General features: G+C 40.3%; 13 protein-coding genes. 2 read left to right on the plus strand and 11 right to left on the minus strand.

The genetic code is table 11. The annotated features are described in order from the left end of the window. Positions 1-16: 16 nt before the first annotated feature. The 5 genes from ESA94_RS17035 to ESA94_RS17055 all read right to left on the minus strand — a co-directional run bounded on the left by ESA94_RS17035 (position 17) and on the right by ESA94_RS17055 (position 5,411). Positions 17-652, minus strand: coding sequence for a deoxynucleoside kinase (locus tag ESA94_RS17035; protein WP_129132147.1), 636 nt, complete (start codon positions 650-652; stop codon positions 17-19). Between the two features lie 95 nt (positions 653-747). Next, positions 748-1,752 (minus strand): tryptophan--tRNA ligase, encoded by a 1,005-nt coding sequence (gene trpS / locus ESA94_RS17040; RefSeq protein ID WP_129132148.1) that lies wholly within the window; start codon positions 1,750-1,752, stop codon positions 748-750. 113 nt (positions 1,753-1,865) lie between these two features. Then, positions 1,866-3,200, minus strand: a complete 1,335-nt coding sequence (locus tag ESA94_RS17045; protein WP_129132149.1) for an OmpA family protein — start codon at positions 3,198-3,200, stop codon at positions 1,866-1,868. 90 nt (positions 3,201-3,290) lie between these two features. Beyond that, on the minus strand, positions 3,291-3,707 hold the full coding sequence (locus ESA94_RS17050) for a septal ring lytic transglycosylase RlpA family protein (protein WP_129132150.1): 417 nt from the start codon (positions 3,705-3,707) through the stop codon (positions 3,291-3,293). Positions 3,708-3,713: 6 nt separating this feature from the next. Further along, positions 3,714-5,411 (minus strand): L,D-transpeptidase family protein, encoded by a 1,698-nt coding sequence (locus ESA94_RS17055; RefSeq protein ID WP_164972779.1) that lies wholly within the window; start codon positions 5,409-5,411, stop codon positions 3,714-3,716. 80 nt (positions 5,412-5,491) lie between these two features. Between ESA94_RS17055 and ESA94_RS17060 the strand changes: the two genes are divergently transcribed. Further along, positions 5,492-6,202 (plus strand): M15 family metallopeptidase, encoded by a 711-nt coding sequence (locus ESA94_RS17060; protein ID WP_129132152.1) that lies wholly within the window; start codon positions 5,492-5,494, stop codon positions 6,200-6,202. Positions 6,203-6,204: 2 nt separating this feature from the next. Then, entirely contained in the window at positions 6,205-6,849 is a 645-nt protein-coding gene (locus tag ESA94_RS17065) for an SIMPL domain-containing protein (RefSeq protein ID WP_129132153.1), read from the plus strand. Positions 6,850-6,851: 2 nt separating this feature from the next. Here ESA94_RS17065 and ESA94_RS17070 read toward each other — a convergent pair whose 3' ends face one another. From ESA94_RS17070 to ESA94_RS17095, 6 genes are all read right to left on the minus strand, one after another. Further along, positions 6,852-7,151 (minus strand): DUF952 domain-containing protein, encoded by a 300-nt coding sequence (locus ESA94_RS17070; protein WP_129132154.1) that lies wholly within the window; start codon positions 7,149-7,151, stop codon positions 6,852-6,854. Between the two features lie 2 nt (positions 7,152-7,153). Next, positions 7,154-7,597, minus strand: a complete 444-nt coding sequence (locus ESA94_RS17075) for a VOC family protein (RefSeq protein WP_129132155.1) — start codon at positions 7,595-7,597, stop codon at positions 7,154-7,156. Between the two features lie 10 nt (positions 7,598-7,607). Continuing rightward, positions 7,608-8,603, minus strand: coding sequence for a chorismate synthase (locus ESA94_RS17080; RefSeq protein ID WP_129132156.1), 996 nt, complete (start codon positions 8,601-8,603; stop codon positions 7,608-7,610). Positions 8,604-8,618: 15 nt separating this feature from the next. Then, on the minus strand, positions 8,619-9,914 hold the full coding sequence (aroA, locus tag ESA94_RS17085; protein ID WP_129132157.1) for a 3-phosphoshikimate 1-carboxyvinyltransferase: 1,296 nt from the start codon (positions 9,912-9,914) through the stop codon (positions 8,619-8,621). 52 nt (positions 9,915-9,966) lie between these two features. After that, positions 9,967-10,992 carry a 3-dehydroquinate synthase gene (aroB, locus tag ESA94_RS17090; RefSeq protein ID WP_129132158.1) on the minus strand — a complete coding sequence of 342 codons (1,026 nt, stop codon included), beginning with the start codon at positions 10,990-10,992 and terminating at the stop codon, positions 9,967-9,969. A 129-nt stretch (positions 10,993-11,121) separates the two neighbouring features. Continuing rightward, positions 11,122-12,210 carry a chorismate mutase gene (locus ESA94_RS17095; RefSeq protein WP_240671084.1) on the minus strand — a complete coding sequence of 363 codons (1,089 nt, stop codon included), beginning with the start codon at positions 12,208-12,210 and terminating at the stop codon, positions 11,122-11,124. Between the last annotated feature and the right edge of the window lie 20 nt (positions 12,211-12,230).

The raw sequence follows: 12,230 nt of genomic DNA on the forward strand, positions 1-12,230 counted from the left end.
TTTTTTGTAAGATGAATCAGAACAAACCGTACAGTTGAGAATCAATTTTATTGATGATCTCACCAAAATGCTCCTCGTTTTCGGCAAATTTGTTATGATCTACATCTATTACCAATAAGCTTCCTTCTTTATAATTATCAATCCACTTATTGTAATACTCATTTAACTTCTTCAGATAATCGAGACGAATGTTTTCTTCGTATTCTCTGCCCCGTTTCTGTATTTGTGCAACAAGCGTTGGTACAGATGCTTTAAGATAGATCAACAGATCGGGCGGCGATACCATTGTCTTTAGTGTAGAAAAGAAAGAGTAGTAATTATTAAAATCACGCTTGCCCATTAACCCCATATCGTGAAGGTTGGGAGCAAAAATATTTGCATCTTCAAAAATGGTACGATCCTGTATAACCGTTTCCGTACCACGCTGAATTTCCAATACCTGGTTCAAACGATTATTTAAAAAGTAGATCTGCAGGTTAAAGCTCCACCTGGGCATATCTTCATAAAAATCGTTGAGGTAGGGATTATGGTCCACATCTTCAAACTGGGGAATCCATTTGTAATGCTTGGCCAGCATTTCTGTTAACGTTGTTTTACCGGCTCCAATATTGCCGGCAATTGCCACATGTTTTGGTTTTTTACTTTTCGCCATAAACTGTTTAAAATTCCAAAAAAACAATTACTAAAATCCGTGAATGTTGAATGTATCAAATCTTTTTGGATTTTGGTTTTCGGGGTTTAGATTTTTTAGTAATAATTCAATCCCATTGCCTGCCTTACCAGCTCTATTGTTTCATGCGCACTTGCCCGGGCTTTTTCAGCACCTTGCTGCATTACTTTTTTCAGGTAATCTTCATCGGCTTGTATTGCAGCTGCTTTTTCACGAATAGGAGCTACAAACTTCGCCATATCTTCTCCCAGTTGCTTCTTCATATCGCCATAGCGAATAACACAGTTGTTGAAATCGTCTTCAAACTTTTGCACAGTATCGGCTGTGCTTACCAAACCCATTAACTGGAAAATGTTTTCAATATAATCCGGCTTTACAGAATTTGGTTCTGTTGGACCTGCATCTGTTTTTGCCTTCATAATCTTTTTGCGGATCACATCGTCTTCATCGGCCAGGTAAATAGTTGCGTTCTGGTTTTCGCTCTTACTCATTTTACCTGTACCATCAAGACTGGGCACTTTTATTAACTCGCCACCAAAATTAAAAGCCAGTGGTTCGGGAAATACATCGCCATAACGATGGTTGAAACGGTTGGCAAAATTGCGGGACATTTCGAGATGTTGTTCCTGGTCTTTACCAACCGGAACATACTTTGCACGATGCAGAATAATATCGGCCGCCTGCAAAACCGGATACGTTAACAATCCTGCATTTACATTTTCGGGATGTTGACGAACCTTATCTTTAAACGTTGTAGTTTTTTCCAGTTCGCCTTTATAAGCAAGCATATTTAAATACAAATACAGCTCTGCTGTTTCGTAAACATGGCTTTGACAATAGAATGCTACTTTTTCAGGATCTAATCCACAAGCAATATTTTCAGCAAATACACGACGTACATTTTCCTTCAACTCTTTTGTATCGGGATGTGTTGTAAGCGAATGCCAATCGGCCACCATAAAATAGCATTCGTATTCATCCTGCATTTTTACATAGTTGCGCATTGCTCCAAAATAATTCCCAAGGTGCAGGTAACCTGTGGGGCGAAGACCACTCATCACTATCTCTTTCGTAGTACTCATATCTGTATTTGACCTTTTGCTTTTGTAAGTGGGCGAAGATAAAACTTGTTAACGGCAGGGCATAAAAAAATCTCCCTTACAAAGGGAGATTTTTTTACCTGATATTATTGCAATTAATAGCTTCTTAATTTCAGTTCTACACGGCGGTTTTGAGCCTTACCCGCTGCATTTTTATTATCTGCAACCGGACGATCCTGACCGTAACCTGCCGATGTTAAGCGACCTTTTTCAATACCCTGTGCCACCAAGTAGGCTTTTACTGCTGCAGCACGGTTTTCAGAAAGCGTTTGGTTTTTGGCAGCATCACCTGTATTGTCGGTATGGCCTTCAACATCTAACTGAAGTGTTGGGTTATCTTTTAAAATCTGTGCTACTTCATTTAATGGAGCAAACGATTTTTTTGCTAACTGGTAGCTGCCTGTTGTAAAGAAAATATTACGGGCTGCAAATTCAACCTTTGTTTTAATTTCTTCTTTTACTTCAGGACAACCTGCGTTCGCAACAGTACCTGCAACTGAAGGACACTTGTCTTCTTCATCATTTACACCATCTTTATCGCTATCGGGTACAGGGCAACCACTGTAACGGGCTACACCTGCCTGTTGAGGACATTTATCTTCTTCATCATTAATACCGTCTTTATCGCTGTCGGGTACAGGGCAACCATTGTAACGAGCTACACCTGCAACATCAACGCACTTATCATCTTTATCGGCAATACCATCTTTATCTGTATCGGGGCAACCACGTAAAGCGGCTAAACCTGCAACATCAGGACAAGCATCATCTACATCTAACACGCCATCACCATCTTTATCTTTTGGAGGTTCAGGTGCAGGAGGAGGTGGTGGCGGAAGAGCTTTGCGTTCGGTGAAAGGAACACTGAATCCGAATGAATGAGCAAGACCATAGTTTGCTTTAGCTGTAATAGGAACCCTATAGTTTGTATTAAGATGCAAAAACACCTGGCTTCCCAGATTAATTTGAAGTCCGGCACCAAAAGGCATTTGTGCCATGTAATTAGTGCGTTCCATTGAAGCCCCAATACCAGCCTGTAAATATGGTACTACCCAATAATTATCTGATAAAAGCTTAAAATTTAGGTTCGCATCAATTTCAGAGTAAAACTTGTCACCCTGTGAAATAGTAGTTACACCACGTGTAGGATATTTAAGAAATGAAAAACCAACTCTTGCCATTACATCAATATTGTTCGTAAGCCCTTGCATATAATTTAATGTAATGCCCGGGCTCATGCGCTGTACTTTGCCAAGTTGTTTTTCTCTTAATACAGCAGCTAACCCTTTGCTTTGAATGTCGACACCTGATTTATAATCAAAAAAAGAAAATTGAAAGCCGAAGGATGGCTGTTTCTTAAGATCCGTTTTTTGTGCAAAAGCGGCTGAACAACCACCCATGACAAAAAGCAATAAAAGCAATTTTTTCATATATCAATTGTTTTGGATTGAGCAAAAATAACGGTAGGTAGCATAACCGTAAAATAAAATAACCCACAAAAAAAAAGTCCCTAGAAAAACTTACCGGGAAACAGGCTTTTTACCCAGAACTTCTATTTTAACCCTTGTAAGACCACTCTTGATAAATCCAAGTTTAGTAGCAGCAGCCCTTGTAAGATCGATAATGCGTTTATTGCGATGATGTAGCCGGTCGTTTATTTTAACCACAACCGTTTTACCGTTACGTAAATTAGTAACACGCACATAGGTGCCTAGCGGAAGAGTATTATGCGCCGCCGTTAGTTTCTGTTGACTGAATATTTCGCCATTTGCCGTTTTACGGCCATTAAATTTATTTGAATAAAAGCTGGCTAAGCCGTATTGAATTTTTGACTTGCCTGTTGCTTTTTTTGTGGGTTTGCTGCTGTCTTGCTGTGCAATTGCGGTAACATGAAAAAACAAGAAAAACAAACCCACTACGAAAAGAGGTTTTGGCATCAATCGTTATTTTGTTGAAAAATAAGCTTCACGAGCTGTTTTGTCTTCGTTATAGATGTCTTCAAAGAAAACAAGTTTGCCGTTTTTAACTGCCACGGTAAAATAACGGAAATAAACCGGTAGTTTACTTTTTACTTTTACCACATGCTTTTCCTTCCTGTCGAGCCATACACGAATAGAGTCGCTTACAACTCTTGATGTATCAAACTCATAATTTGTACTGTCTAATCCTGAAATATAATAAGTAAGTTTTTCCCATTCCTGCACCCGCACGCACCCATGACTTAAGGCACGCTTATCGTTTTTAAACAAATAACGTTGATTGGTATCGTGCAGGTACACTGAATATTTATTGGGGAAATTGAATTTCATAATACCAAGCGCATTGTCATCACCACTGCCCTGCACTATACGAAACGGAATGCCTTTTTTATACTTCGTCCAGTCAATTGTATATGGATCTACTTCTTCTCCTTCCCAAGTCATTAATGCATATCCTTTTTTGGCAAGATAGCCGGGATTTTTGCGTAATGCCGGCACAATTTCTTTCATGATAATACTGTTGGGAATTGTCCATTGCGGATAAACAACCATATCGCTGATGCGGCTTGTAAGTAACGGAGTGCGTGTAATGGGTTTACCTACCACAACTCTGCTTTCAAGACGAACAGTATCCTTATCCCATAACTGCAATTGATAAGCCGGTAAATTAACCCATATGTACCGTTCGGGCATTTCAGCAGGAAGTAATTTATAACGGTCGAGGTTAATGGCAATGCGTTTGAATTTTTCCTGATCGGTATTGTTAAGATAACGTACTACCTGTGCGCCAAACTTACCATCTACAGTAAGTTTTTTATTTTTCTGCAATTTAATCAATGCTTCTTTTAACTGCATACTGTCAACTTCTTTTATTTGCCAGCTAAGTACTCCTTCTTCCTGTAAACGTTTGGTAAGCGTTTCTACAAACTCCAGCGAATCTTTATAAGGATAAGAAACATAGGTGAACGTATGTTGAAAATCTGCACTATCGAGAAATGAATGAATTGCATGCTTTAATTCAATATAACCTTCATGCTTAGGTTCGAGTGCATGCAGTATATCAGAAAGTTGTTTCCCTTTTTTTACTTGTTTAATGAGTGCTGCATAAAAATCATCGGTTACCAACGAATCGGTTCTGGCCGATAAACTATCCGGCTTTAACCGCCCCACGTATAAATGTTTAGCAATGGCAAAAAAAGCATCTGTTAAAAGTACATCTGCTTTCGCCCATAAACCAGCATCTCTGCGATCGCCTGTTGAAGCCGTATCTGCAACAAACCGATCATTCACTGTTTGCATTACTGCATTGTGGTACATGTTTGGAAATAACCCATATTGTTTTGCATTTTTAATAAACAATATCAACGAGTCGGCTACCGGCAGAAAAGCTTCGTTATCGCACCAAACAGGTTTATATCCTGTTTCGGAATAAAAGTTTTTTACATCAGCAATTAAAACAAATGTAGTCGTATCATCCAGCTCACCATCATTTCCAATTGCAGAAAGATATTCGTTGATATTTGTTTCAACACGCTGGTTCATTTGTGCAGGTTCTTCAACAATATCTTTAATCTCTCCGGGTTTTCCTTCCCCACATGAATAGCAGAAAAAGAGAATACCGATGCAGACACAACAAAAAGAATAATCGAATGCTTTTCTCATGTATTTATTACATTTATTTTCCATTAAACAGGTTAGGCATGAATGCTTTTCAGATAATTAAAATAACAAAACGGTTGCACATGGCAATCGGGCTTTCTGTCTTTTTTTTATACTGTCCAACACCTGTTACAGCACAGGAATTGAAAACCAGCTCTTATGGTGTCTCCTATATAGCATCTGAAAAAAGCTACAAGCATACGTTAAAAAAAGACAATCAAAAACAAATGGTTGAATTAAAAACAAAAATGCCCGGTTTAGTTTATGATTTACGTTATGCTACTGTAAACAATTTCGTAAAACTACCTCTGTACCCTGTAACAACCACATCTACTTTTTTGCGCCTGCCTGCTGCCAATGCTTTACAACAGGTACAACAGGAACTGAAACAAAAAGGGTTGGGCTTAAAAATTTTTGATGCTTATCGCCCGTACTCTGTTACCATTAAATTCTGGGAGCTGATAAAAGATGAACGTTATGTTGCAAACCCAAGCAAAGGGAGTGGGCATAACCGTGGACTGGCTGTTGACTTAACCATCATTGATTTGAAAACAGGTATTGAATTAGATATGGGTACCGGCTTTGATAATTTTTCTGATACTGCCCATCACTCCTTTACACAATTAAGCACAACTGTTTTACAAAACAGGAAAGTTCTGAAAGAGGTAATGCTGAAACATGGCTTTACTGCACTGGAAACAGAATGGTGGCATTATTACTGGCCGAATAACAGAAACTATGAAGTGCTGGATCTTGATTTTAAGAAACTTAATAAATTCACACAAAAGAACTAATCATGAAAAAACTGCTTGCCTTATTTCTCAGTATATCATTTTCGTTTACGCTTTCAGCCCAAAAAAATGAACCCGATTTTATTGAAGTTACTGTCATTGATTCTGTGCAGGTTGAACCGGAAACATTTACATTCACTTTGTTTTTTTCACCTATCGAGACGGTAATAGAGGATGAATATAAATATGAAGAGAATCCAGCGATTAAATATGTATACAGCTTATTAAAAGAAATGAAATTAGATACCGTTGTTAATGATATTGCGTTCAATAATATGAACAGAGGTCATCGTCAAATATCAGTATTGTTTAAATCTCTAACCGATTTGAAAGAGTTCAGTAAAAAAATAAGAGCTATACAAAACATTCAAAGCTTTCTTGTAAACACATACTCTTCAAAAATGAAAGAGGCAGCCAACAAACTCTATGACAAACTGCTTCTGAAAGCAAAAGAAGATGCATTACTGGTTTCTTCAAAATCGCAACGTGAACTTGACAGGGTTATTCAGATAACAATAAAAGAAGCAGAAGGAACAGGTGGATGGACTGCATACCCACCATTATCAATGCTTCGTGATGCCGATGCAGAACCCACAAATCCGAAAGTTATTGTTTCAAAGCAAATTACTGTCCGCTACAGTCTTAAATAAACTTATAGTTCAATTACGTCCACCACCACATCCACATTAATTGTTCCATACACATGCGGAAAGGTATCTTCAGTTGAAGGACTCCATTCAAACACAAAGCGGCTCGTGAGCTTATCGGTATCGATCACCAGTTTTACAAGATCGGCTTTGCCTGTGAAATAACGCTCAAGCACACCCGCCACCTGGTGGTCTTGGGAGCAATGAATAAATCCTTCAGCTTTTAATGATGGAGATTCGTAATAGCCATTGGCTTTTGCTGCAGTCCATTCAGCAGCAGTAGTAACATGATAAATAATGGGCATCGTTAACGTTTTACTTCGTTCAGTTCAATCAGGTAACCATCCGGATCGGCAACATAGATCTGTACTGCACCATCAAAACGAACCTGTTTGTGAAAGCTCATCTTGTGTTGCGTTAAATATTTTTCAACAGCAGTGATCGATATAACAAACAATGCAAAGTGACTACCGTTGCGATCGTTCTTTACTTCAAACTCTCTTCCTGCCAATAAATGTATTTGCTGATCGGTTCCTAATTTAAACCATGAACGTATTGCTTTGAGTGAATCTGGTACAGCAACCGGCTCCAATCCCATCACTTCTTTGTAAAACTTTGTACTGGCTGCAATATCTTTTACATGCAGTGCTACATGATTGTGTTTCACCACTTCAATCTTTGCATCGGTTTGTGCAAATGAAGAGGTTGTAGTAAGCAAGGCAAAAAAAGCAATCGTTAAGCGTAAAAACATAATGAAAAGTTTAGGAGACGATACGTTTGATCTGTTGTTCTTGTAACATGAGATCAGCTAATACAATAGCCGTTGCAGCTTCTACAATAACTGGAGCACGCAAGGCCACACAAAGATCATGACGGCCTTTGATAGAAAATGTTTCCTGTTGTTCCGTATCCCAGTTTAAGCTTGTTTGTTCTTTTGGTGTTGATGAAGTTGGTTTGATGGCAATACGAAATACCAACTCATTTCCATTGCTGATGCCACCTACCACACCGCCTGCATGATTGGTTCTTGTTTTACCCGTCATATCATCAATGGCATCGTTGTGTTGGCTCCCAAACATTTTTGCTGCAGCGAAACCTGTTCCAAACTCCACACCACGTACTGCAGGTATAGCAAACATCATCTGCGCCAATACTGATTCAACTGAATCGAAATATGGTTCACCCAAACCAACAGGCAATCCTGTTACTCTGCATTCAAGCAAACCACCAACAGAATCTTTTGCATCGATCGCATTTTGCAAACCTTTTTCCAGATCCTTCTCTCCTCCTATTTCAATTACCTCAGCATGAATGCCGACGCCACTCATGAGTTTTTTTGCAATAGCACCGGCCGCTACCAAACCTGTTGTGAGTCGTGCACTGAAGTGACCACCACCACGATAATCTTCATGGCCACCAAACTTTTGATGCGCCACCCAATCGGCATGCCCCGGACGTGGAATGCTCCGTTGCTTTGCATAATCTTCGCTGCGGGTATTATTGTTCTCAAAGAAAATAGCAATGGGAAAACCTGTGGTCTTATCATTAAACGTTCCGCTTTTGAAAAAAGGAAAATCTGCTTCCTGGCGGGGTGTTGTTCCTTTTTGCTTACCGCCTTTTCTGCGTTCAAGATCGGGTAACAGATCATCAGCTGTTAATGATAATCCTGCCGGACAACCATCTACCACAATACCTACACTTTCGCCATGCGATTCGCCAAAGATGGATACACGAAATAATTTACCGAATGAGTTCAATGTTGAATGGTTTGATTATAAAGATACGTTTGCACCCAATACTTTCAAGTGCTCATAAAAATCAGGATACGATTTATTGATCGCTTCTGCTTCTTCAATCGTTACATCACCTGCTGCTTTCAACCCTGCAACAGCACAAGCCATGGCAATACGATGATCGTGACGTGAATGTACAGTAGCACCTTTTAATCCGCCACCGCCATGAACGATCATGAGATCATCCTGCAACTCAATCGTTACACCCAGCTTTGCAAATTCTTCCTGCAGTGTTAATGCCCGGTTGCTTTCTTTATGTGTTAAACGTGTTGTGCCTTCAATTACTGATTTACCGTTGCAATAAGATGCGAGTGCAACCAGTGGTGGAAACAGATCCGGGCATTCAGTTGCATTGAAATGAAAAGGCTTCAGAGGCGCCGGACCAATTTCAATCTGCTCGGGTTGAATAGAAATTACACAACCACAATCCATCAATGCCTGCAACACAGCTTTATCAGCCTGCGGCGAAAACACATCCAATCCTTTTACCACAATATTACCTGCAACAGCGCCTGCAACCAATAAGAATGCAGCACCACTCCAATCGCCTTCTACGGTGTAAGTCCTGAGCGAAGTCGAAGGAGTTTCTGCGGAGGATTGAGCGGAGTCGAAATCCGACTTTGAAAAATAAAACGATTCGTAATTTTTATTCTCCGGCACTTTCAACCCAAACTGTTTCATTACATCAAGCGTAAGATCAATGTAAGGTTTGCTTTTGAGATTTGTTACTGTGATCGATACATCGTTTGCATCACTTGCTGCATACGCCAGCAACATGCCAGTTAAAAACTGTGAGCTGAGTGATCCATCAATCGTAATATTTTTCGGAACGATCGGCCCCTGGATATTCAACGGCAACTTACCTGCATTACTTTTCACCTGCACACCCAGCTGTGGCAATATCTCATCAAAAAAATCCATTGGGCGTGTAACCAAACTGCCGCTGCCGTTCACCGTTAGTGCATGATTGCTCAATGCCACCAGTGGTGTAAACATTCGGATGCTCAATCCACTTTCGCCACAATTGATCTCGCTGCTCACGGGTTGTACACCATTACTTTCAATGATCAGTTCATTCCCATTGTTTGTAACTGTACCACCTAAGCGTTGCGTAATATCCATCGCCGCTTTATCGTCGTTACTATGACCGGGATTTTTAATGATGCTTTTTCCTTTCGCCACCAATGCAGCAGCACATGCACGCTGCATCGAACTTTTTGATGCGTTCGACTGAATAGTTCCTGTGATGGTTGATGGATGTATTGTAACCTTCATAGCTGTTTGCGGTGAGTCACCCCGCAAGGGTGGCTCACCGGCTTTGCTTTACTTATAAATTTTCAATTAATTCTTTCAGCTGTACCAAAGGAATATTCATCACTTTGGCTTCGCCTATTTTATTGAGCACAACATATTGCATAACATCCTGTGCTTTCTTTTTGTCTTTCTTCAGCGTTTCAAATGCTTCGGCTTTATCAAACGCAAAAGAAGAAGTGAGTCCGTATTGTTCAATGAGTTTGGTGAGACGTTGCTTTTCAGCAGAAGAAAAATTGTTGATCTCTTCCGAAATCTTTGCGGCGGCCACCATGCCAATTGTTACAGCATGACCATGCATCAATTCATATTTGTTCTCGATAGCATGCCCCAACGTATGACCAAGATTCAGCAGCTTGCGATCTGCTTTTTCAAACTCATCTTCCTGAACCACTTTTGTTTTAATTAAACAGTTACGTTCAATTAACTGCTGCAATGCTTCTTTGTTATCCTGGTAGTACGCAATGCTGTGTTGCTCCAGTTCATCAAACATGGCTGCATCTTTAATAGCAGCATGTTTAATTACTTCAGCAAAACCATTTTCCCATTCTTTTAATGGTAACGACTCCAGCAACGATACATCATACAGCAAAAACGAAGGCTGACGGATAATACCTACCATGTTTTTATACACGCCTACATCAATACCATTCTTACCACCAATGCTTGCATCAACCATGGCAAGAATAGTTGTAGGAATAAAACCACAGGCAATACCACGCATGTACACTGCAGCAATGTAACCAACCATATCAGTTACCACACCACCACCAACACCAACAACTGTTGATTTACGATCAGCGCCAAGTTCAATCAACTGGCGAATCACATCATCAACTGTTGATTGTATTTTATGTGCTTCACCTGCTTTCATTACAATGGTTTTCCAGCCATTGAATTTTGCAGTGTGTGCAGCAAAAACATTTTCATCGGTAATGAGCACAGTGCTGTTCGTATCTGCAATTGCAGACAGTTGCTCCATACTTCCGTTGAAATAATAATCAACCGATGCTGTAGAAAATTGATAGGTCTGTTTTACCATAATATGATTGCCACAAAGGCACTAAGGCACAAAGAAAAAAGATGAATAGAATTGCTGCAGCACAAGTGAGTGACACAACGAAAGCAATATCATTGCTCCGCAGCCCACTCACAACTCACCATTCACCACTCACGAATCAAGCACCTTCTTCTGATGGTTAATGCTTTCCATATGCACCGCATCAAAATACTTGGTGATAAATTCTTTGCTCAAACCTTTACGTTCACCTTCTCTGTAAGCACGTTCCAGTATTTCGTTCCAGCGGTTTGTTTGCAGGATGGTGATGTTGTTATCTTTTTTGTACTGACCAATGCTTTCAGCAATTTTCATACGCTGACCAATGATCTGCATCAATTCATCATCAAGATGATTGATCTGCTGACGCAATTTTTCCAATGCAGCATGATATTCTTCCGATGCCACATCTTCTTTACGCCAGATGATGCTGCTGATCATTTCGCCCAAACGTTCAGGAGTAACCTGCTGTTTCGCATCGCTCCATGCTTTATCGGGATCAATATGACTTTCGATCATCACACCATCAAAGTCGAGGTCAATTGCACGTTGTGCCGTTTCCTGTAAAATATCTCTGCGTCCGCAGATATGCGAAGGATCATTCACAATCAACATACCCGGGTTACGACGTTTCATTTCAATTGCCAGATGCCACATTGGTGCATTGCGGTATTCGGTATTACCATACGAAGAAAAACCACGATGGATCAAACCGATTTGTTTAATACCTGCACGAGCAACACGCTCCACTGCACCACTCCACAATTCGAGGTCGGGGTTAATGGGGTTCTTGATCAACACAGGTACATCCACACCACGTAACGCATCAGCTACTTCCTGTACACTGAAAGGGTTCACGGTTGTACGTGCACCGATCCATAATACATCCACATCAAACGTTAACGCATCTTCCACCTGCTTGGCAGTTGCTACTTCTGCTGCAGTTGGTAAACCTGTTAACTCTTTTGCTTTTTGTAACCAGGGTAAACCTTTTGCACCAATCCCTTCGAACATACCGGGTTTGGTACGGGGTTTCCAAATACCTGCACGCAGAATATCTACTTTTCCTGTTGCGGCTAACTGTTGCGCTGTGGCAACCAGTTGCTCTTCTGTTTCGGCGCTGCAAGGACCACTGATCACCAGCGGACGTTTATTCCACGCAGCCTGCACTTTTTCTTTCATGTTTGCTTCTAATGTTTGCATTGTTATTGGTTGTAAAGTTA

Source organism: Lacibacter luteus, from assembly GCF_004118265.1.
Taxonomy (GTDB): Bacteria; Bacteroidota; Bacteroidia; order Chitinophagales; family Chitinophagaceae; genus Lacibacter; species Lacibacter luteus.